This window comes from uncultured Porphyromonas sp. (assembly GCF_938046015.1).
GTDB lineage: Bacteria > Bacteroidota > Bacteroidia > Bacteroidales > Porphyromonadaceae > Porphyromonas.
On sequence record NZ_CALIXW010000035.1, the window covers coordinates 1 to 18,935 of the forward strand.

An 18,935-nucleotide genomic window follows, 5' to 3' on the forward strand; every position below is an offset into this window, starting at 1 on the left:
CGTAAGGAAGGAGGTCGCGGTCCACGTCCCGAGGGGGCGAAGGCCGAGGGGCAGCAGCCCCGCGAAGGTCAGCGTCCCAAGGGCGGCCACGGCAAGGGCCAGAAGCGCCGCAAGCCCCGGGAGGCTCAGTGTGGCGCCAGTGGAGGCGGTAGCGCCAGCTAGCCTCCAGCCCTCCTATCCCCTAGCAATGACACACACTACCCTATAGAGGCTGCTGCAGCGCAGAGCCTGCTCTGGCACGCTGCAGCAGCCTCGCTATACACTACCTATCTATCCCTATGACAGCAGAACTACTAGAGGAGCTCGCCCTAGGAGCTAAGCGCGGACAGCTGAAGCTCCATGTCATTAACTACCTACTGCGCCACCGCACAGCTACCATGTCGGACATCGCCAAGGAGCTCTCGGTGAGTGCACCTACCGCCTCGCGCATCCTGCAGGAGCTGATCGATGCGGGCTGCGTGCAGGAGGAGGGCAAGCTGGAGATCGAGGCCGGCCGCTTCCCCATGCTCTTCGGGCTCAAGCCCGAGGGTGGCTACTTCATCGGTGTGGACGTCAAGCGCTCCTACATCAACATCGGCCTGATCAATCTACAGAGCGAGCTCCTCGAGGTCGAGTATGATCTGCCCTTCGTGCTGGAGAATACTCCCGAGGCGGTGGAGGAGATCTGCCGCATCATCGACGAGTTCATCACCCGCACGGGACGCCAGCGCTCCGAGATCCTCAACATCAATATCAACATCCCTGGGCGCATCAACCCCGCTACGGGGCATAGCTACACGCTCTTCAACTTCTACTCCGACCAGGCCCTCGCCGAGGTGCTGGGTAAGCGCCTCGGCACGCGCGTCTCGATCGACAACGACACGCGTGGCATGGCCTTCGGGGAGTTCACCCAGGGCTGTGGTAAGGGTGCCGACGTGCATAATGCCCTCTACGTCAACGTCAGCTGGGGGCTCGGTCTCGGGATGATCATCGACCACGAGATCTACCTAGGGAAGTCGGGCTTCTCGGGTGAGCTAGGGCACATCTCGGTCTATGACAATCAGATCCTCTGCCACTGCGGGAAGAAGGGCTGCCTCGAGACCGAGGTCAGCGGGCAGGCCATGTGCCGCAAGCTCGAGGCACGCATCCGCGCTGGCGAGAGCTCGAGTCTCTCCGCAGTGCTAGCCGAGGGGCGCAGCATCACGCTCTCGGATCTCCTGCAGGCCTGCGCCCAGGAGGATATGCTCTGCCTGCAGGTGCTCAGCGAGATCGGGCTACAGCTAGGCAAGCAGATCGCCAATCTCATCAACGTCTTCAACCCCGAGCTGGTCATCGTCGGCGGCAGCCTCGCCGACGCAGGCGGCTACTTCACCCAGCAGATCGAGGCCTCGGTACGCACCTATTCGCTGAGCCTCGTCACGCGCGACACGCGCATCGCCACCGCTACGCTGGGCGACCGCGCTGGGCTCGTCGGGGCCTGTATGCTGGCACGTACGCGACGCTTCGCCGAGTAGCCCAGCATCCACCATACATTATATATAGGTATACGTGCGCATAGACATCATCACCGTCATCCCCGAGCTGCTGGAGAGCCCGCTGAGGCACTCCATCCTCGGGCGTGCCCAGGCCAAGGGGCTCGCTGAGCTCCATGTACACAATCTCCGCGACTACTCGACCAATAGATGGCGTCGGGTGGATGACTATCCCTTCGGGGGCGAGGCGGGTATGATCCTGCAGGTCGAGCCCATAGATAGGGCGATCAGCGAGCTCACCAGCCAGCGTGCCTACGACGAGATCATCTACACCTCACCCGATGGAGAGACCTTCGATCAGGGTATAGCCAACGAGCTGAGCCTCAAGGGGAACATCATCATCCTCTGCGGGCACTACAAGGGCATAGACCACCGCATCCGTGAGCACCTCATCACGCGTGAGATCTCGGTCGGCGACTACGTGCTGACGGGCGGCGAGCTACCCGCGGCGATCATCGCCGACGCCGTGGTACGCCTGCTGCCTGGGGTCATCGGTGACGCCGAGAGCGCCCTCTCAGATACCTTCCAGGACGACCTCCTGGCGCCACCCATCTACACTCGCCCCGCCGAGTACAAGGGCTGGACGGTGCCCGAGGTGCTGCTGAGCGGCCATGCCGCCCGCATCGAGAGCTGGAAGATGGAGCAGGCGCTTGAGCGTACGCGCCGCCTGCGGCCCGACCTCCTAGACAAGGGGGACAGCCGCCGATAGCGAGTATTTCCTTACATTTGCCAGTACAAACAAATATCCACACTCATACAGCAATCATGGCTTTGAAGTTCATCACAGCAGACGAAGCAGCTGCCCTCGTGCAGCACAATGACAATGTGGGCTTTAGCGGCTTTACCCCTGCAGGGTGCCCTAAGGTCATCCCCGGCGCTATCGCTAAGCGTGCCGAAGTAGAGCACGCCGCTGGTCGTCTCTTCAAGATTGGTATGTTCACCGGCGCCAGCACGGGCGACCGCCTCGATGGCGCACTCGCACGTGCCGAGGCTGTCAAGTTCCGCACGCCCTACCAGTCCAATAAGGACATGCGTACCGGCATCAACGCCGGGACGAACCCTTACTTCGATATGCACCTCTCGATGGTCGCTCAGGAGCTGCGCTACGGCTTCCTCGGTAAGGTAGACGTCGCCATTGTCGAGGCTGCAGACGTCACGGAGGACGGCGAGATCGTCCCCACCTCGGGCGTCGGCATCCTGCCTACCATCTGCCGCCTAGCGGACAAGATCATCGTCGAGCTCAATGATAAGCACCCCAAGGAAATCCGCGGTATCCACGACATCGCCGAGCCGCTGGATCCTCCCCACCGCAAGGATATGCCCGTCTACCATCCCAGCGATCGTGTCGGTCAGCCCTTCGTCAAGGTAGACCCCGCCAAGATCGTCGGTGTCGTACGCACCAGTGAGCCCAATGATGAGGGCGGCTTCGCTCCTCTGGACGAGGTCACGCAGGCCATCGGGAACAACGTGGCTAAGTTCCTCATCGCTGAGATGGAGGCCGGCCGCCTGCCCAAGGAGTTCCTCCCCCTGCAGAGTGGGGTGGGTAATGTCGCCAACGCCGTCCTCGGTGCCCTCGGGGACAACGAGCAGATCCCTGCCTTCGAGGTCTACACGGAGGTCATCCAGGACGCTGTCATCGCGCTGATGAAGAAGGGCCGCGTCAAGTTCGCCAGCGGCTGCTCGCTCTCCGTCTCGCGCTCGGTGATCCAGGAGATCTACGGCAACCTCGACTTCTTCAAGGACAAGCTGCTGTTGCGCCCCCAGGAGTACTCCAATAACCCTGAGATCGTACGCCGCCTCGGGATCATCACCATCAACACGGCACTGGAGGCCGACATCTTCGGCAACGTCAACTCCACGCACGTCAATGGTACGCGCATGATGAACGGCCTCGGAGGCTCGGGTGACTTCGCCCGTAACGGCTACCTCTCCATCTTCACCACGCCCTCGACGGCTAAGGATGGTAAGATCTCGGCCTTCGTCCCCATGGTCTCGCACCTTGACCACAGCGAGCACTCCGTTAAGGTCATCATCACCGAGTACGGGGTGGCTGATCTGCGCGGCAAGGATCCTCGCCAGCGTGCCGAGGAGATCATCAACAACTGCGTACACCCCGACTACCGCGATCTGCTGCGTCAGTACCTCGAGCTCGGCGTCAAGGGCCACACACCTCAGGCGCTGGACTGCTGCTTCGCCTTCCACCAGGAGGCTGCAGCCTCGGGCGATATGCGTAATGTAGACTGGTCGAAGTACCACCAGGCTAAGTAGCCCGCAGCTCGCGCTAGCGGCACGGCGCCTTGCCCTGCTGCTCCCCAAATGCACCGCGCTCCACTCCCTCGCTTGAGGGGGCGGAGCGCGGATGCTTTATATAGAGCGGCTTGGATGGGAGGGGGCGAGCGATAGCGGGCATTCCCGTATCTTTGTATCCCGCAGCGGCGAGATGGCCGCAGCCCTCCTTCCCCTTACTCACGTGATAATGGACAATCAGCCCTTCGTACACCTACATGTGCACTCCCAGTTCTCGCTCCTCGATGGTCAGGCCTCTGTCAAGGGGCTGGTAGATAAGGCTATCAAGGATGGCATGAGTGGCATCGCCCTGACCGACCACGGGGCGATGTTCGGCATCAAGGAGTTCTACGACTACGTCAGCAAGAAGAACGCCCCGCTGCTCGGGGAGCGCAAGGACCTCGCCAAGCAGATCTCCGCCCTCGAGGCCCAGGAGGCACGTACCGCTGAGGAGGAGGCACGGCTCGAGGAGCTACGTACGCAGCTGGCTGCGGCGGAGGCTCGGCCGCTCTTCAAGCCCATCCTCGGCTGCGAGGTCTACTGCGCTCGCCGCTCCCGCTTCAAGAAGGAGGCCAACGTCCCCAACCCCTACCGCCCTACCCAGTCCATAGATAACAGCGGCTGGCACCTCGTGCTGCTGGCCAAGAACCTCACGGGCTACAAGAACCTCATCAAGATGGTTTCCCGCGCCTGGATTGATGGCTACTACTACCGCCCCCGCATCGACAAGGAGCTACTGGAGGAGTACCATGAGGGCATCATCGTATCCTCGGCTTGCCTCGGCGGAGAGATCCCGCAACACATCCTCAATGGGAACATCGAGGAGGCCGAGCGCAGCATCAAGTGGTTTCAGGGGATCTTCGGGGAGGACTTCTACCTCGAGCTGCAGCGTCACAAGACGACCAACCCGCTGGGCAACCAAGAGACCTACGAGCTGCAGCAGCGCGTCAATGCGGTGCTGCTAGAGCTAGGACAGAAGCACGGGGTGAAGGTCATCGCGACCAACGATATACACTTCCTCGACGAGGAGGATGCCGAGGCGCACGACCGCCTCATCTGCCTCAGCACGGGCAAGGACCTCAATGACCCCAAGCGCATGCGCTACAGCAAGCAGGAGTGGATGAAGACGCGGAGCGAGATGTACGAGCTCTTCGCCGACGTCCCCCAGGTGCTGGCGGCGACCCAGGAGATCTGTGACAAGGTCGAGCTCTATAGCATCGACCACGGCCCCTTGATGCCCGACTTCCCCATCCCCGAGGGCTATGAAGACGATGACGACTATCTGCGCCACCTGACCTACGAGGGCGCTCGGCGCAAGTACGGTGAGGAGGGACTGACGGAGGAGGTGCGGGAGCGCATCGACTTCGAGCTGGCGACGATCAAGGGCATGGGCTTCCCTGGCTACTTCCTCATCGTGCAGGACTTCATCGCCGCGGCGCGTGATATGGGGGTCTTCGTAGGCCCAGGGCGCGGCTCGGCCGCGGGCTCGGCTGTGGCCTACTGCCTAGGCATCACGGACATTGACCCGATACGCTACGACCTGCTCTTCGAGCGCTTCCTCAACCCCGACCGTATCTCCATGCCCGATATCGATGTGGACTTCGACGACGATGGTCGCGCCGATGTCCTACGCTGGGTCACGGATAAGTACGGCTACGAGCGCGTGGCGCACATCGTTACCTATGGCACGATGGCCGCCAAGAGCGCCATCAAGGACGTGGCCCGTGTGCAGAAGCTCCCCCTGAGCGAGAGCGATCGCCTCACCAAGCTCATCCCCGACAAGATCCCCGACAAGAAGGGCGTCAGCATCGCCGACTCCATCGAGTACGTCGAGGAGCTCAAGAAGGCTTCGCTTAGCCCCGACCCCCTGCTGCACGATACGCTGAAGTACGCCCAGATGCTGGAGGGCAACATCCGCAGCACGGGTGTCCACGCCTGCGGAATTATCATCGGCAAGATGGACATTAGTGACGTCGTGCCCCTCAGCACGGCCGAGGACAAGGCTACGGGTGAGAGCATGCTTGTGACGCAGTACGAGGGCTCGGTCATCGAGTCCACGGGGCTGATCAAGATGGACTTCCTCGGGCTGAAGACGCTCTCGGTCATCAAGGAGGCGCTGCTCAATATCAAGAAGAGCCGTGGCCTAGAGATCGACATCGACCGCATCCCCATTGACGACGCCAAGACCTACCAGCTCTACGCCGAGGGCAAGACGGTGGGGACCTTCCAGTTCGAGTCCGCCGGCATGCAGAAGTACCTGCGCGAGCTGGAGCCCTCGACCTTCGAGGACCTCATCGCGATGAATGCCCTCTACCGCCCGGGGCCTATGGACTATATCCCTGACTTCATCGACCGCAAGCACGGACGTAAGGAGATCACCTACGACCTGCCCTGCATGGAGCGCTACCTCAAGGATACCTACGGCATCACCGTCTATCAGGAGCAGGTGATGCTCCTCTCGCGTGAGATCGCCGACTTCACCCGAGGGCAGAGCGACGAGCTCCGTAAGGCGATGGGGAAGAAGCTCGCGGACAAGATGGCCGCGCTCAAGGTGAAGTTCCTCGAGGGTGGAACCAAGAACGGCCACGACAAGGCGACGCTCGAGAAGATATGGGCCGACTGGGCCAAGTTCGCCTCCTACGCCTTCAACAAGAGCCATGCCACCTGCTACAGCTGGGTCGCCTACCAGACGGCCTACCTCAAGGCGAACTATCCCGCCGAGTACATGGCCGGGGCGCTGAGCCGCAATCTCAGCAACATCACCGAGATCATCAAGCTGATGGACGAGTGTCGCGCCATGGGCATCAAGGTGCTGAGCCCCGATGTCAATGAGTCAGACTTCAAGTTCGCCGTCAACCAGGAGGGCAACATCCGCTTCGGGCTCAACGCCATCAAGGGCGTGGGTAGCTCGGCTGTCGAGGCTATCATCCGCGAGCGTGAGGAGCACGGGCCCTTCCGCGACGTCTATGACTTCTTCGAGCGCGTGCCTATCTCGGTGATCAATAAGAAGACGCTCGAGAGCCTCATCTTCGCGGGCGGCTTCGACAGCTTCGGCTACCAGCGCGAGCTCTACACGGCGCCGCTGGAGAGCAACTTCAGGGACGACAACTTCCTCTCCGCCCTCGTGCGCTATGCCCAGACGCTGCAGTCCGAGCAGAGCCGCAATGAGTCCTCACTCTTCGGCGAAGATGAGGAGGCCATGCAGCTGCCGCGTCCCACGCCGCCCGAGCACTATGTCGAGTTAAGCGATCTGGAGCGTCTCAACCGCGAGCGTGAGCTCGTCGGGCTCTACCTCTCGGGCAATCCGCTCGACCCCTACCGCGTGCTGCTGGAGTGCTACTGCCCCGTCAATGCCCTCGAGCTGAACGACCTCGAGGCGGTGGGCGAAGGGCGTACGGTCTCCTTCGGCGGTATGGTCTCCAAGGTGTATAATGGCTTCACCAAGCGCGGCGACCCCTATGCCCGCATCACGATAGAGGATACCTTCGGCTCCTTTGACCTGGCGCTCTTCAGCAGTAACTACGTCAACTTCCAGCAGTACTGCCACAAGGGGCTCTTCATCTTCGTGCAGGGCACGGTACAGCGTCGCCGCTATGGCGACGAGCTGGAGCTCTCGGTCAGTCGCATCTCCCTGCTCTCTGAGGTCATCGATACGACGATGAGCGCTGTGCACCTCGAGATCGATGTGCGCGCCGTCAGCCAAGAGGTCATTGAGGAGCTTAGTCAGTTCATTACGAACAATCCAGGCGAGGCTATGTTATCTATTCGTATCACCGATGGGACGGGTCGCCACGACGTACAGCTCAGCTACGACCGCAATCCCATCAAGCCGACGCCACAGCTGCTGGACTTCTGCCGCGCCAGTGGTATCGTGATGTCGGTACGCTAGAGAGCATAGACCAACATAATAGTAACACTAAGTAAGAAAGGAAAGAATCATGGCACTAGAAATCAACAGCCAGAACTTCGAGCAGCTCGCTACGAGCGGCCAGCTAGTCGTCGTAGACTTTTGGGCAACGTGGTGCGGCCCCTGCCAGCTGGTAGGTCCCCACATCGAGAAGCTCGCCCATGAGTACGAGGGTAAGGCCGTCATCGGCAAGTGCGATGTAGACCGTGACCAGGAGCTGCCCAGCCGCTTCGGTGTCCGCAACATCCCCACCATCCTCTTCATCAAGAACGGTGAGCTCGTCAACAAGATCGTCGGCGCCCAGGACTACGATACGCTCAAGAAGGCTGTAGACGCAGCCCTCTAGTCCTCCGCCTAAGGCTAAGTAAAGAAGCCGCCCCCAGGTCACCTCGTGTGACCTGGGGGCGGCTCTTTGTTTGGGGGCTAGCCTCAGCGCCTAGAAGCTGTAGGCGAGACCGAGGCCGAGGACCTCGCGGAACTGTACCTTGGCACCGCGGGGATTGCCTGCACCGTCGACCGTCTTGACATTGTCATCGTAGATGAGGTTGGTCGTCAGCGTCGTGGTGAGGAACTTATTGATCTTGAAGGCCAGCATCATATCCCAGTTGACGTCGACGTTACCGAAGTCCTTGTCGTAGGGCGTGAAGAGGGTCAGCTTGGTGACGAGCTTGATGTTGGACGCCAGATCCTGCTTGTAGTTGGCCACGGCCAGGGCACCGAGCTGCGCCAGGTGCTTCTTGCCGGGCTCTACGCCGAAGGCACCTGCGTCGGAGAGCTTCTTGTCCAGGACGAAGGTCATCTTACCCGTGGCGGGGGAGAGCAGCAGGGAGAAGTTGTCGTTGGGCTTGTAGTCAAGACCGGCAGCGACCGTCAGGTAGGCAGGGGCGAAGAACTTGGAGATGTACTTGTCCTTATTCCCCGCGATGTTGGGGTTGGTGGAGGCGTCGTAGCCGAGGTCGAACTGCGAGAGGAAGTCCCCGAGCAGCGAAGCGTTCCAGTGCTGCGAGATGGAGCGGCCGAGCTTGCTGGTCAGGTTGATCTTGTCCATGCTCTTGAGCCACTTGTTGCTCGAGGTGAAGGTCTTCCCGAAGTCGGTGATCAGGGCGTTGTCCCAGCTCCACTTGTCGTGCTTGTAGTTAGCCGTAGCGTTGAGGTAGAGGTTCCAGGTCATGGAGTTCTCACCCCCGGCGGACCAGTTGGTCAGCGAGGTCTGGGCGAGGTTGAGGCCCGTGATACCACCGACCTTCCACTTGGATTCCGTAGCAGCAGGAGTGTCCTGCGCCATAGCCACTCCCGAGGAAAGCAGGAGGAGGGCAGAGAGAAAGAGTTGCTTCATCTTGTTGTCGTTTTTGTGGTTACTGTCTGAGTGATTATCCGCCAGCCTAGCGGCGGCGATCGGCCGCAAAGATAAGTCTTTTACAGTATTTAATAGGGAGCGCCCCCGCCTATGAGGCTGCGAAGGCGAACGTCCCCGCGTCGTAGCCCTAGCCATTAGCTGCGGACGAATAGTCTCGGAAGCCCCAGCGGGGCGCACCCTAGAGCGGACAAGCGGGAGAGTGCATCGTGCTACGGCTCTGCGGACGCTTTAAGGATCGCCCCTGCAGGGCTTTGTTTTTTCTTTACCTAGGCTACCCAGGGTTTGGTCGCCCTTTCAGGGCTACGCACCCTGGGCTTTGGAGGGATCGCCCCTATAGGGGCTGGGCTCCGCCTGAGCTAGCTGAGTGCGGGGTGGAGGGTAATCTGACGGTTTAGAACTCTGAGGGCTGAGCTCCTTTTGCACGAGCTGCGAGCGGGGTAGGGGGCGGGCTGATGGTCTAGAACTCTGAGGGCTGAGCTCCTCCTGCGCAAGCTGAGTACGGGGCTGACAAGCTCATTATGCTTTGCTCTAGGCTAATGGTGCGATTGCGAGCAGCTCTCCCTGCACCTCGTCCCTCCTATGTTGCCTAGTCTGGTGCTCCTTTCGCCGCCCGCTGCTGTCCCTCCGAGTGGAGCGGGTCAAGCGTGTTGCTTCGTGTGCCTTGCCATTAGCTTTGGACGAGCGGCCTCGGAAGCCCTAGCGGGGCGACCCTTTCAGAGCCCAGGGTGCGTAGCCCTGCAAGGGCGACCAAACCCTGGGTTAGTCATACCTATTCCAAAGGTAGCCCTATAGGGGCGACCCCTAGAGCTGACAAGAGTAGAGGCGCATCGTGCTACTGCCCTGCGGACGCTTTAAGGATCGCCCCTGCAGGGCTTTGTTTTTTCTTTATCCAGGCTACCCAGGGTTTGGTCGCCCTTGCAGGGCTACGCACCCTGGGCTTTGGATGGATCGCCCCTATAGGGGCTGGACTCCTTTTGCACGAGGTGCGAGCGGGGTAGGGGGTAAGCTGACGGTCTAGAACTCTGAGGGCTGAGCTCCTTTTGCACGAGCTGCGAGTGAGGTGGAGGGTAATCTGACGGTCTACACCCCTATAGGACTGAGCTCCGCTGAGGGATATGGGTCAGCGCCGTGAGGGGCGGCAGTCGTGGGCGTGAGGGGTATCCCTCAGCGTGCTGAGGGATAGGGGGCAGCGAGGCTAGGGGGCGGGGCGCAGCGCGCTCCGCAGCAGGACAGGTGGGTGTGCTGGCTCGGGGCGAGGGTGCCTTAAGGGGGGATTTACCCGTTTCGTAAGATCGAGCTAGGGGCGGGCTAGGCTCCCCTTAGAAGCATCAGAGGGAGGTGCCTAAGGAGGCCCTCCCTCTGATGATGAGGTATGCGGATGTAGCGAAGACTACTTGTCTAGATAGGTGATGACGTAGGCCATACCTCTATCCCAGAAGTTGTGAAAGAATAAGCTCATCTCGAGGTCGATGGGTCTCCCCTTAGCATCTAATTTGTAGGCCCATCGACTCTCCATCGGCCCTCGGGGAGTGCCATCATTCTCGTAGAGCGGTAGTGCTTGGGAGGAGATGAGCTTGGCAGAGCGTAGCCCTTGAATGTGAGACCAAAGGTACGGCTGCGGCTCCCCAGACCAGCCCACGAAGCGTTTTATGATAAAGTTGAGGTCGGGAAAGGAACGATTAGGTATGGAGCTATACTCATGAGTCAATACCTGGGGTATACGAATAGGTGTCTCAGTTGAATTGGTATAGGTGCGCTTTACCAAGTTGCCGTCCTGCCATTCTGCGCTGGAGTCGTATCGTGGCGAGGTATGGGATAGGTAGTATCCCTTGCTGTCATAGGTGTAATCCTTCTCGACCTCTGACTCCCCCTGGACTAAGACCCCCTCCTTGTTCTTTTTGTAATAGATGTTTTCGTGCTTTGATACTCTACCCTGAGGGTCGAGTGTCAAGATCTGTGAGGGCATTCCATTCTCATCACGTAAGGTGATCGTGCGGTCACCGTAGAAGATCGTCCGCGTATATTTCCATTTAGGAGAAGAATCAGAGCTCTTGGAGAAGGAAATCAAACGCTTTTGGTCGTCATATTCGAAGGTGTATGTATGGACAAGAGTCCTCCCGCGGTCATATCCATGTACTACATACTCCTCGATCTTGCTGATGTAGTCTATCTGCTGTGCGGGCACGAGGGACGTCTGGGACGTGGAGGGCGCTGGTGGCGCTGGTGGCGTAGGGCTGTCCGTATTCCCCTTGGAGCAGGAGCCGAGGGCTGCTACGAGTAGTATGCTGGCTAGTTTCTTCATATGGGCATGAGTTGTTAAGTTAGGTATGATGAACTGTAACAAAAGTATAAAATCTTTCGAGGATAACAAGCGTGTCCCGCCCAGCCTACCGAGAGGGGTATCGTCTCGTCCTTGGACAGCTATTCCGCCCCAGGGCTGAGAACTGGGGCGAAGAGCTTCGCATCGCGGCTGGGGGATAAGGGGAGGGGGTGCTGAGGGATATCAGTCAGCTCCGTGAGGGGCGTCCGTGGCGGGCGTGATGGGTATCCCTCAGCGCGCTGAGGGATAGGGGTCAGCGAGGCTCGGAGGCGGGGCGCAGCACACGCCGCAGCGGGGTGGGGGACGGGCGGCCTGGTGTGCGGATGCGGCTTAGCTTGGGCTGAGGGGACGTGCGGCCTTGGAGGGGAGGGGCGGGCGCGCTGAGGGCTGGGGGCGGGATTCCTTGGCTGTGGGAAATGTTTTTCCTGGGGTGGGGGCGGGCGGAGAGGTCCGAGGGGAGGCTGCTCTGAGCCGCTCGGGAGGTAGGGGCACAGAGATTTATGTATCTTTGTGCGACAACAATAGAGGGGTACGCCCACTTTAATACGATTGGACTGAATCATCATTGCACTATGATCGCAAGCAAGCGCGCGAATGATCCTGTATGGACCAGTATCTACGCTTATGCCCAGCTCCCCGCTGAGCTGGCACGACTAGAAGAACTAGCACACAACCTCTGGTGGGTCTGGAACCCACGTGCCCACCGCCTCTACAAGGCTCTTTCCCCCGAGCTGTGGGAGTCCACGGAGGGGAATCCCGTCATGCTGCTCCGCCAGCTCTCCAGCGAGGATATCCAGCGCATCACCACCAATGCCGCACTGATGGCCGAGCTCGAGGCTGTCTATGCCGATTATAAGGCCTATATCGACGAACCCGCCGACACCGAGCGCCCCAGCATCGCCTACTTCAGCATGGAGTACGGGCTGACCAATGTCCTCAAGATCTACTCGGGTGGTCTCGGCGTCCTGGCTGGGGACTACCTCAAGGAGGCCAGCGATAGCAACGTCCGTATGACGGCTGTGGGCTTCCTCTACCGCTATGGCTACTTCACGCAGACGCTGAGCCCCGAGGGTCAGCAGCTGGCCAGCTACGAGGCGCAGGACTTCGCCCAGCTCCCCCTCGAGCAGGTCTTCCAGCAGGACGGGCAGACGCCCTTCGTCCTCGAGGTACCTTACTCCAGCCATACCGTCTACTGCCATGTGTGGAAGGTCAAGGTAGGCCGTATCTCCCTCTACCTCCTCGATACCGACATCGCCCAGAATAGCGAATGGGACCGCTCCATCACCCACCAGCTCTACGGCGGGGACTGGGAGAACCGTATGAAGCAGGAGTACCTCCTCGGGATGGGCGGTGTACAGCTGCTCACCAAGCTCGGCATCAAGAAGGACGTCTACCATATGAACGAGGGCCACGCGGCCTTCATGAACGCCCAGCGCCTGCTGGACTACGTCGAGGGCGAGGGTCGTAGCTTCGATGAGGCTCTCGAGCTGGTACGCGCCTCCTCACTCTACACCGTCCACACGCCTGTACCTGCAGGGCACGACTACTTCGCAGAGGATCTGCTGGGCAAGTACCTCGGCCATCTGCCCCAGCGCCTCGGGATCTCCTGGGGCGAGTTCGTCGACCTCGGTCGTGAGCATCCCGGGAGCGATGAGAAGTTCTCCATGAGCGTCTTCGCCCTCAATACCTGCCAGGAGGCCAACGGGGTGAGCCTACTCCACGGCCGCGTGTCGCAGCAGATGTTCGCCCCCGTCTGGCGAGGCTTCTTCCCCGAGGAGCTGCACGTGGGCTACGTCACCAACGGCGTCCACCTGCCCACCTGGGCAGCGCCCGAGTGGCAGGCCTTCTACCGCAAGCACCTCGGTGAGGACTTCATCAAGCAGCAGACGAGCGAGGATACCTGGTCGCGCGTGCAGTCCGTCCCCAGCGAGGAGCTCTGGGATACGCACCTGACGATCAAGCACCGCCTCATCGAGCATATCCGTACCTTCTACGGGGAGAAGTGGCTGCGCGGCAGTGCTTCGCCCGAGACGACGATGAGTGTACTGGAGGGCATCAACCCCAATGCGCTGCTCATCGGCTTCGGCCGCCGCTTCGCTACCTACAAGCGTGCACACCTGCTCTTCACCGATCTGGAGCGTCTGGAGCGTATCGTCAACAATCCTAAGTACCCCGTACAGTTCCTCTTCACCGGTAAGGCGCACCCTGCCGACGGCGGGGGTCAGGGGCTCATCAAGTACATCCTAGAGATCAGCCGCCGCCCTGAGTTCCTCGGCAAGATCATCTTCCTGGAGAACTACGACATGCGTCTGGCGAGCAAGCTGATCGCGGGCGTCGACATCTGGATGAATACGCCTACGCGTCCGCTGGAGGCCTCGGGTACCTCGGGCGAGAAGGCCGAGATGAACGGCGTGCTCAACCTCTCCGTCCTCGACGGCTGGTGGTATGAGGGCTATCGCGAGGGGGCTGGCTGGGCCCTGACGGACAAGCGCACCTTCACCGACCAGAGCCTGCAGGACAAGCTCGACGCTACGACCATCTACGACCTGCTGGAGAAGGAGATCGTACCCCTGTACTTCAACCGCGAGGGCAAGGCCTTCTCTGAGGGCTGGGTCCAGGCTATGAAGAACTCGATGAACTACATCGCGCCGCACTACACGATGCGCCGTATGATGGACGACTACTTCGAGCGCTTCTACTGCAAGCTGGCCGCTCGCTCGGCACGCCTGCATGCGGATAACAACGCTATCGCCCGCGAGCTGGTGAACTGGAAGCACGGCGTCCTGGCGCACTGGGATGACCTGCAGGTCGTCAGCGTCAGCAACGATGGCCACAGCATCGGTAGCTCGGGTCAGCGCCACACGGGCAGTACCGAGACGATCCAGCTCGTCCTCGACAAGGGTGCCCTCAGCTGCGACCTGCTGGTCGAGCTCGTCGATGCCGCCGAGGACGACAAGGGTCAGCTCAAGCTGGTCGAGAAGACGCCGCTGCGGCTGGTCGACAGCCAGGGTAGCCGCTGCACCTACGAGCTGAACTTCGTCCAGAGCAAGCCCGGGCACTTCAAGCGCGCCCTGCGCATCCTGCCCACACACCCCGAGCTGCCCCACCGTATGGACTTCGCGCTCGTACGCTGGGTAGCCCTCGGCTAGTCTCTCTCCGATCGTGGGCGCGCCCGCGATCACCTATAGTATAGCTCCTCGCGGGGCGACGGCTTGCCTCAGGGTAGGGCTGTCGCCCCGCTGGCCTTTGGGGGGTGGTAGGGCATGGCACTCCTTATATATATAGGAGTGCTCGCAGCGGGGCTCGGGGAGGCTGGAGGTCTTCCCCAGCGCAGACCTTCGGCGGGGCTGCTCGGCTGGGGCTTGCGCCTGCTCCCCTAGCCTCGGGAGGGCAGCAGCGCACTGCGGGCGGCACCGTGTCGCCCGAGCGTGGCTAGTGCCTTGGCTATATGGGGGGAAATGATTAAAATTGTAGGACAAGTAGCCCGCACCCAGCTAGCCCCTCGAGAAGAGCCCTAGCCGAGCGGACACAAGCTAGATATCTCAGGACAATCATGATGGAAGTCAAGTACGAGGCCGTAGTCCTCGGAGCAGGCGAGAGTGGTGTAGGAGCAGCGCTCCTCTATAAGAGCCGTGGCCTCACGGTCTTCGTGTCGGACTATGGCACGATAGCAGATAAGTATAAGGCAGAGCTCGAGGCAGCTGCCATCCCCTACGAGGAGGGCGTACACAGCACCGAGCTGATCCTGCGCGCTCACGAGATCGTCAAGAGCCCCGGCATCCCCGAGAAGGCGCCGATCATGCAGGCCATACGCGCTGCAGGCATCCCCGTGATCTCGGAGATCGAGCTGGCGGGTCGCTACCTGCGCCCCACCACCAAGGTCATCGGTATCACGGGGAGCAATGGCAAGACCACGACCACGATGTGGCTGCATCACATCCTCTCCGAGGCAGGCTTCTCCGTAGGGCTGGCGGGTAACGTAGGCTTCAGCCTCGCCCGTCAGGTCATGACCGACGAGCAGCCCGACTACTTCGTCATCGAGCTCAGCAGCTTCCAGCTGGATGATATGCACCAGTTCCGCGTGCACGTCGCCCTCTTGATGAACATCACGCCCGACCACCTCGACCGCTACCACTACAACTTCGAAGAGTACGCCCTGTCCAAGATGCGCATCCTGCAGAATCAGACCAGCGACGACGCCTTCATCTACTGGGGCGAGGACGAGTTCGTCTCCCGCTATGTGATGACGCACCAGCCTATGCCTATGCAGTGCTTACCCTTCCTGACCTATCCGCAGGTAGGCTCGGCGGCGGACAAGAGCGACGAGGGCACGATGCGCATCTACTTCGAGGGGCACGACTTCTCCTTCCCGCTGGATCAGCTTGCCCTCCAGGGGCCGCACAACCTGCAGAACGCTATGGCCGCCTCCATCGCCGCCCTGCGGCTCGGTGTCAGTGAGGAGGTGCTGCGTGGCGCGCTGACGGACTTCGTCAACGTCCCGCACCGCCTCGAGAAGGTCGGCGTGCTGGACGGCGTCCGCTACATCAATGACTCCAAGGCGACCAACGTTAGCAGTACCTACTACGCCCTACGCACCATGACCACACCCTACGTCCTTATCTTAGGAGGTCAGGACAAGGGCAACGACTACATGGACATCAGCGACCTGGTGAAGGCCGGGGCGCGTGGCCTGGTCTTCCTCACGACCGACGTGCTGAAGCTCTACCAGACCTTCCACGGCGAGGTCCCCCAGATCGCCTCCGCCCTCAGCATGGAGGAGGCCATCGACCATGCCCGTGCTATGGCGCAGCCCGGCGATACGGTGCTGCTCTCGCCAGCCTGCGCTAGCTTCGACCTCTTCAAGAGCTACATCCACCGCGGGGATAGCTTCCGCAGCGTCGTACAGCGCCTCATCCAGGACGCCGAGGCCCATGGATAGCCTGCACGAGGTAGTCGATAGGCGCAGCCTAGTGCAGCGTCTGCTGGATGGCAACGGGGCTCTGTGGGCGCTCTACATCGCCTTCATGATCCTCTCGACGCTCATCGTCTCGAGCGCCATCAGCAGCGAGGTGTACAAGGCAGGCAGTGGTATGCCTATCTTCAAGCATATCCTCTTCCTCTTCGGAGGCTTCGTCCTCTGTGCCATCGTCAGCCAGTTCTCCTCGCGCTTCATGAGGAACTGGGCGCCCCGTATCATGATGCTCGCCATGCCGCTGCTCATCGCCTGGCTGCTCGTGGCGGGCTCGGGCAAGAACGGCGCCGAGCGCTGGATCTACATCGCTGGTATCTCGGTGCAGCCCTCCGAGCTCATGCGTATCGCCCTCGTCCTGTGGGGCGCCGTAGCGGCGGGCAACAGCTGGAAGCGCAACCCCAAGCGCTGGAAGCAGTTCACCGCCTACTACGTCCTCTCGGGCATCCTGATCGCTATCCTAGCGAGCAGCAACCTCTCTACGGGGATCATCTTCGTCCTCTTCATCGGTATCTACAGCATTGTGCTACGTGCGCCGTGGCGCTCCTTCCGCTGGTTCGTCCGTGTCACCGTGGGGCTGGCGCTACTGGGTGGGATCGCCCTGATGACGCTGCCGCCCTCGTGGCTGCCTGGCCGTGCCTCCACCTGGCGCGCCCGTATCGAGCGTAAGGTCGACGAGCATAGCGTCGCCAAGGGCGAGGTGCGCGAGATCAACATGGGCGGTCAGGAGGACATGGGACGTATGGCCATCGCCTCGTCGAAGAACCTGCTGCCCGTCGGCCCAGGGCAGAGCAAGTTCCGCAGCGCCCTAGCGCTAGCCTACTCCGACTACATCTACGCCATCGCCATCGAGGAATACGGCTGGCTTGGCCTCCTCGTCTTGCCGGGGCTCTACGTCCTATGGATGTGGCTCATCCTACGCGAGGCGCGGCGTCAGTCCAGCGCCTATAGGGCGAACGTGCTGCGCGGCTTCGCCATCATCTACCCCCTGCAGGCGCTGGTCAATCTAGCCGTCGGCGCGGGGCTCTTCAATACGGGTCAGACGCTGCCGATGTTCAGCTTCGGGGGCTCCTCCATCTTTGCCACCAGCATCGCCTTCGGCATCATGATCGGTATGAGCCGCTCCGAGCGCGCCTACAAGCTCTGGGCCGAGGAGCAGCGCCAGCTCGAGGCGCGACGACTAGCGGAGGCAGAGGCCGCGGAGGCACTGGAGCGTGCCGAGGCTCCCGACGAGCAGGCCCTGGCCTATCACCCCTCTCTATCCAGCACTGAGTATGATACAGCGAGCCATCATTAGTGGCGGCGGTACGGGTGGGCACATCTTCCCCGCCATCTCGATCGCCGAGGCGCTGCAGCGCCGCTATCCCCAGATCGACATCCTCTTCATCGGCGCCGAAGGCCGCATGGAGATGCAGCGCGTGCCTCAGGCGGGCTTCCGCATCAAGGGGCTACACATACGTGGGCTGGATCGCAAGCGCATCTGGCGAAACGTAGGGGTGCTGAAGGACTTCCTGCGTGCGCTGGTAGCAGCACGCGACATCATCCGCGAATTCCAGCCCCAGGTCGTCATCGGCGTGGGGGGCTATGCCAGTGCCCCGACGCTCAAGGCGGCCCAGAGCCTCGGCATACCGACGCTCATCCAGGAGCAGAACTCCTATGCGGGCGTGACGAATAAGTTCCTCGCGCGGCGGGCGACGAAGATCTGCGTCGCCTATCCCGAGATGGAGCGCTTCTTCCCCAAGGATAAGATCGTCCTGACGGGCAACCCCATTCGCCCCGCCATCGAGCAGCTCAGCGCGTCGCGTGCTGAGGCGCTGGAGTACTTCCGCCTGCCTGCCGACACCGAGCGGGTGGTGCTCGTCGTAGGCGGTAGCCTCGGTGCGCGCAGCATCAACGAGGCCATCGGCGCACGGCTCCAGGAATGGGAGCAGTCGGGTGCAGCCCTCATCTGGCAGACGGGGACAGGCTTTGCCGACAAGGCGCAGCAGCTACTCGCAGGCTATCGCTTCCCCGTCTACTGCGCGCCCTTCATCCAGCGCATGGATCTAGCCTACACGCTGGCGGACGTCGTCGTCTCGCGTGCTGGGGCGAGCGCCATCTCCGAGCTCTGCCACCTCGGCAAGCCTACGATCCTTGTCCCCTCGCCCAATGTAGCGGAGGACCATCAGACGAAGAACGCGCTGGCACTCTCTACGCGCGGTGCGGCCATCCTCGTCACCGACGCCGAGGCGCACGATGTCTTGACGCCCAAGGCCCTTGCCCTGCTGGCCGACGCTCCACAGCGTCAGAGCCTCTCCACCGAGATCAAGAAGCTCGCCCTCACGGAGGCTGCCGATCGTATCGTGGATGAGCTGGAGAAGCTCGTCCCCTAGCGCAGCGAACTCACACTACTCCCCAACTAAGCAGCCAGGGCGTAGACGTCATCCGTGACGTCTGCGCCCTGGCTTTGTTTTGTCCTAGGAGAAAGGAGCTTCGGCTAAGGGTGTCCGTAGGCTGAGGTGGGCAACAGAGCGCGTTGACTGCTTGCTCTCGGCCTCCTACGGGCTATCCCTTAGCCTCCTGACTGACACCCCTCACGGCGTTGA

The 18,935-nt window shown here is 61.3% G+C and carries 11 protein-coding genes; 9 read left to right on the forward strand and 2 right to left on the reverse strand.

What is annotated here, in order from left to right; all coding sequences use genetic code 11:
* Positions 1–278 precede the first annotated feature (278 nt).
* From Q0248_RS03465 to trxA, 5 genes are all read left to right on the forward strand, one after another.
* The gene (locus Q0248_RS03465; RefSeq protein WP_299319774.1) at positions 279–1,493 is read left to right on the forward strand and encodes an ROK family transcriptional regulator; all 1,215 of its coding nucleotides are present in this window, start codon (positions 279–281) and stop codon (positions 1,491–1,493) included.
* A gap of 34 nt (positions 1,494–1,527) precedes the next feature.
* Positions 1,528–2,220 carry a tRNA (guanosine(37)-N1)-methyltransferase TrmD gene (gene trmD, locus Q0248_RS03470; protein ID WP_299319776.1) on the forward strand — a complete coding sequence of 231 codons (693 nt, stop codon included), beginning with the start codon at positions 1,528–1,530 and terminating at the stop codon, positions 2,218–2,220.
* A gap of 56 nt (positions 2,221–2,276) precedes the next feature.
* On the forward strand, positions 2,277–3,779 hold the full coding sequence (locus tag Q0248_RS03475; RefSeq protein ID WP_299319777.1) for an acetyl-CoA hydrolase/transferase family protein: 1,503 nt from the start codon (positions 2,277–2,279) through the stop codon (positions 3,777–3,779).
* 208 nt (positions 3,780–3,987) lie between these two features.
* Entirely contained in the window at positions 3,988–7,686 is a 3,699-nt protein-coding gene (dnaE, locus tag Q0248_RS03480) for a DNA polymerase III subunit alpha (protein WP_299319779.1), read from the forward strand.
* A 49-nt stretch (positions 7,687–7,735) separates the two neighbouring features.
* The gene (gene trxA / locus Q0248_RS03485) at positions 7,736–8,050 is read left to right on the forward strand and encodes a thioredoxin (protein WP_299319780.1); all 315 of its coding nucleotides are present in this window, start codon (positions 7,736–7,738) and stop codon (positions 8,048–8,050) included.
* Positions 8,051–8,140: 90 nt separating this feature from the next.
* Here trxA and Q0248_RS03490 read toward each other — a convergent pair whose 3' ends face one another.
* Both Q0248_RS03490 and Q0248_RS03495 read right to left on the reverse strand, forming a co-directional pair.
* Positions 8,141–9,040 carry a DUF3078 domain-containing protein gene (locus tag Q0248_RS03490; RefSeq protein WP_299319783.1) on the reverse strand — a complete coding sequence of 300 codons (900 nt, stop codon included), beginning with the start codon at positions 9,038–9,040 and terminating at the stop codon, positions 8,141–8,143.
* 1,411 nt (positions 9,041–10,451) lie between these two features.
* Positions 10,452–11,363, reverse strand: coding sequence for a hypothetical protein (locus Q0248_RS03495; protein ID WP_299319786.1), 912 nt, complete (start codon positions 11,361–11,363; stop codon positions 10,452–10,454).
* Between the two features lie 590 nt (positions 11,364–11,953).
* Between Q0248_RS03495 and glgP the strand changes: the two genes are divergently transcribed.
* The 4 genes from glgP to murG all read left to right on the forward strand — a co-directional run bounded on the left by glgP (position 11,954) and on the right by murG (position 18,722).
* Complete coding sequence (gene glgP / locus Q0248_RS03500; RefSeq protein ID WP_299319788.1) at positions 11,954–14,530, forward strand: alpha-glucan family phosphorylase; 2,577 nt, start codon at positions 11,954–11,956, stop codon at positions 14,528–14,530.
* Between the two features lie 404 nt (positions 14,531–14,934).
* Positions 14,935–16,320 carry a UDP-N-acetylmuramoyl-L-alanine--D-glutamate ligase gene (gene murD, locus Q0248_RS03505; RefSeq protein ID WP_299319791.1) on the forward strand — a complete coding sequence of 462 codons (1,386 nt, stop codon included), beginning with the start codon at positions 14,935–14,937 and terminating at the stop codon, positions 16,318–16,320.
* On the forward strand, positions 16,313–17,647 hold the full coding sequence (locus tag Q0248_RS03510; RefSeq protein WP_299319794.1) for an FtsW/RodA/SpoVE family cell cycle protein: 1,335 nt from the start codon (positions 16,313–16,315) through the stop codon (positions 17,645–17,647). The genes murD and Q0248_RS03510 overlap by 8 nt, the downstream gene beginning before the upstream one ends.
* Positions 17,625–18,722 (forward strand): undecaprenyldiphospho-muramoylpentapeptide beta-N-acetylglucosaminyltransferase, encoded by a 1,098-nt coding sequence (murG, locus tag Q0248_RS03515; protein ID WP_299319796.1) that lies wholly within the window; start codon positions 17,625–17,627, stop codon positions 18,720–18,722. Before Q0248_RS03510 ends, murG begins: the two co-directional genes overlap by 23 nt.
* The last annotated feature ends 213 nt before the right edge of the window (positions 18,723–18,935 follow it).

Excerpts from the sequence above, each read along its gene's own strand:
- glgP (WP_299319788.1), top strand. The coding sequence starts at position 11,954 with ATGATCGCAAGCAAGCGCGCGAATGATCCTGTATGGACCAGTATCTAC.
- trxA (WP_299319780.1), top strand. The coding sequence starts at position 7,736 with ATGGCACTAGAAATCAACAGCCAGAACTTCGAGCAGCTCGCTACGAGC.
- Q0248_RS03510 (WP_299319794.1), top strand. The coding sequence starts at position 16,313 with ATGGATAGCCTGCACGAGGTAGTCGATAGGCGCAGCCTAGTGCAGCGT.
- Q0248_RS03495 (WP_299319786.1), bottom strand. The coding sequence starts at position 11,363 with ATGAAGAAACTAGCCAGCATACTACTCGTAGCAGCCCTCGGCTCCTGC.
- murD (WP_299319791.1), top strand. The coding sequence starts at position 14,935 with ATGATGGAAGTCAAGTACGAGGCCGTAGTCCTCGGAGCAGGCGAGAGT.
- Q0248_RS03475 (WP_299319777.1), top strand. The coding sequence starts at position 2,277 with ATGGCTTTGAAGTTCATCACAGCAGACGAAGCAGCTGCCCTCGTGCAG.
- dnaE (WP_299319779.1), top strand. The coding sequence starts at position 3,988 with ATGGACAATCAGCCCTTCGTACACCTACATGTGCACTCCCAGTTCTCG.
- Q0248_RS03490 (WP_299319783.1), bottom strand. The coding sequence starts at position 9,040 with ATGAAGCAACTCTTTCTCTCTGCCCTCCTCCTGCTTTCCTCGGGAGTG.
- Q0248_RS03465 (WP_299319774.1), top strand. The coding sequence starts at position 279 with ATGACAGCAGAACTACTAGAGGAGCTCGCCCTAGGAGCTAAGCGCGGA.
- murG (WP_299319796.1), top strand. The coding sequence starts at position 17,625 with ATGATACAGCGAGCCATCATTAGTGGCGGCGGTACGGGTGGGCACATC.